This window comes from Shewanella vaxholmensis, assembly GCF_031932135.1.
In the GTDB taxonomy this organism is placed as follows: Bacteria; Pseudomonadota; Gammaproteobacteria; order Enterobacterales; family Shewanellaceae; genus Shewanella; species Shewanella hafniensis.
The window spans coordinates 1-2732 of record NZ_JAUOEV010000046.1; the positions used below are offsets into that span (position 1 = coordinate 1).

Annotated in this window: 2 protein-coding genes; one reads left to right on the top strand and one right to left on the bottom strand. The window is 46.9% G+C overall.

The features are described 5' to 3' along the window. Positions 1 to 324 precede the first annotated feature (324 nt). The gene (locus Q4Q46_RS21265; RefSeq protein ID WP_311907010.1) at positions 325 to 1782 is read left to right on the top strand and encodes a DUF4892 domain-containing protein; all 1458 of its coding nucleotides are present in this window, start codon (positions 325 to 327) and stop codon (positions 1780 to 1782) included. A 161-nt stretch (positions 1783 to 1943) separates the two neighbouring features. Here the strand turns inward: Q4Q46_RS21265 and Q4Q46_RS21270 are convergent, their stop codons facing one another. Further along, entirely contained in the window at positions 1944 to 2654 is a 711-nt protein-coding gene (locus Q4Q46_RS21270) for a 23S rRNA pseudouridine(2604) synthase RluF (protein WP_311907011.1), read from the bottom strand. Positions 2655 to 2732: the final 78 nt, after the last annotated feature.

A 2732-nucleotide genomic window follows, 5' to 3' on the forward strand; every position in this document is an offset into this window, starting at 1 on the left:
TATCTTTTTAGCTAAACGAACAGCAGAAGGGTTAGTGAGGATTGGCATTGTTGTAACTGTGACCGTTGGCGGCAGGCATGGCTGCTCTTTCATATTCGTATGATCGCGGCATCTCCACTTCTGTGTGCTATTTAAAGATGGAGGGCTTTATATTTCTCTCTTTATTTCTTCGGTGTAATTTCTGTATTTCCTTTTCAATAAAAAGTATTACTTTTATGCCATTTAATACCTAGGTAAAAATTTTTATCGTATTATCCCATCACTATTTCTTTATCTATCTAGTTGGTTCGCGAGAGCTAGATTCCCCACAGAAAAGGATTTTTTATGGGACATAAGACGTTATTGAGTGCTGTACTTTTGACCGCGACCTGCGGTGTCGCCACTTTTGCGGTGAATGCTGAATCGCTGTTTACTCCCTTTCCTGATGCCAAATCGCCTAAAGAAAAGCGAATCCACTTTACGCCCTTTGAACTTATCACCGCAGTGAATGGTGACAAGTTCACTCTGTTGCCTGTATCAGGAAAATTGACTCGACAAAGCGTTGAGTTACCCGAGGGGTATAGTCCTGAACATGTGATCAATAACTATTTGGCACAGCTAAAAAAGCTGAATGCTGAAGTGTTATTTAGTTGTCAGGCCGTCACCTGCGGTGATGGTCAAGCCATGCAAACTCAGCTAAAGCCGCTTAAAAGCGTGAATGCCGACTATCATAGTGCTTACGTGGCGGCAAAACTGAAAGGTACTCGCGGTGAGGTTTACAGCAGTATCTATGTCGTCAATCGCGAGGACAGATATACCTATCTGCAAGTCGATATTCTCGACGCTATCCCTGAGCCGCTAGACTTGATCCAAGCGAATAGTGACTTTTTACAGCAGGCGCCGAAAGAGGTTGAGATTAAAGATAGGCGTAGTGACGATGCTCAAGGAGCGGCAGATCATCCTTTGCTGGGGCGGATGCCTGGCAGTTACATTGCTCACTATAAGCAAACCAATTTTACGCAGGTGCCTGTGATTGTGGGCATTGCCGGAGCTGACTACCAGACCAAGTCGCTGGATGCCAAACTCACCCAGATAATCTACCGCATGCCTGAAAGCTATTCCCTGTTTGAAATCAACAGCAATTATGCCGCAGCCGCACAAAAGCTGGCAGCAGAGCGGGTATTCCATTGCAAAGGCACGGCTTGCGGCGACGATGATAGCCTGATTAATGCCATCAAATTAATCAAGGACGATAAAGAGGACGAATGGCAGGAGTATCAGCTGTTTAAGCTTAGTCACGCAAAGGGCGATGTTTACTTCGATATCTATTCCCAAGGATATTTCGATGGTAGACCTGCCGATACTACCCTCAGGGTAATGGAACTCTCTACTCTGAAGGATGATCGAGTGGCGATTGACCTCGATGCCCTGACCGATGCCATATCACAAACTGGCAAGGCGACGTTGGAGGGATTGCTGTTTGATTATGACAGTGAGCGCATGTTGCCTGAGTCCAAACCTGTACTGGAGGTGCTGGCAAGCTATCTTAAGCAGCATCCGGCGATGAGTTTTTATGTGGTTGGACATACCGATGATAAGGGCGAGCGGAGTTACAATCAAAGCCTGTCGGAGCGCCGCGCCGCAGCTGTGATTAAGCAGTTGAGTGACGGGTTTCAAATTCCGTCGGCCCAATTAACCGCCCACGGTAACGGGGAATATAGTCCAGTCGCCAGCAATACTAACGACGCAGGACAAAAACTGAATCGCAGAGTGGAATTAGTGCTTCGTTCCGATAAAAAGTAGCTCATATTAATAAGCTTGAAAGGGGAGCTTCGTTTTATAGAAACGCCTGAGTCATCTCAGGCGTTTCTATCTTCATGGAGTTCATTGGAAGATATTGTTAGTCCAGGCATTCGTCTCATATTGAAGTTAGATGATTGAGTGTATTCGCCACTTGTCTTTCTCTAAATTGTCACTGCTGCTTTAAGCACTGCAACTTCCTGTGGGGTGAGTGGCCGCATCGCTCCTTCGGCTAAGGATTCTAGCGTTAATGTCATTAATGCGACGCGCTGTAAGTCAATCACCTTATAGCCTAAGGCGCTGGACATGCGCCGAATTTGTCGATTTAGTCCTTGAGTCAGTACGATTTCAAAGCTGTCCGAACTGAGACGGCGGACTTGGCAGGGCAGGGTTTGTAGGTCTTTATAACGTACTCCACTGGCCATTTTTTCAACAAACTCATCAGTAAATGGCCGGTTGAGGTACACATGGTAGGTTTTGCTGTGGGCAAAACTGGGGTGCATGAGTTTATGGGTTAGCTCACCATCATTAGTTAATAGCAGTAGGCCGCGGGAATCTTTATCGAGTCTGCCGACGGGATAGAGTCTTGGCGCTTTGGGAAGCAAGTGTACAAGGCTCGTTTCATCCGGCTCCAGCAGGCGGCAATCTGTGCCTACGGCTTTGTTAAATACCCAGTAGGCGAGGGTTTCGGCTTGAGTGATGGGTGTGCCATCAAGCTCAATGCTGTCGAGGCAATTTAATGATTCGCCTAAACGGACGGGATCTGTGTGGCGGGCGATATGGCCATTGAGTGTAATGCGTCCGGCCTCAATTAAACGGCAGGCTTCACGGCGTGAGCCAATGCCACATTGGGCGAGGTATTTTGCGAGGCGCATATCAATCCAAGGTTGATGAATTTAAACATAAAAAAAGGAGCCGAATTCGGCTCCTTCAATTGTACTTATTGGCATCTT

Excerpts from the sequence above, each read along its gene's own strand:
- Q4Q46_RS21265 (WP_311907010.1), top strand. The coding sequence starts at position 325 with ATGGGACATAAGACGTTATTGAGTGCTGTACTTTTGACCGCGACCTGC.
- Q4Q46_RS21270 (WP_311907011.1), bottom strand. The coding sequence starts at position 2,654 with ATGCGCCTCGCAAAATACCTCGCCCAATGTGGCATTGGCTCACGCCGT.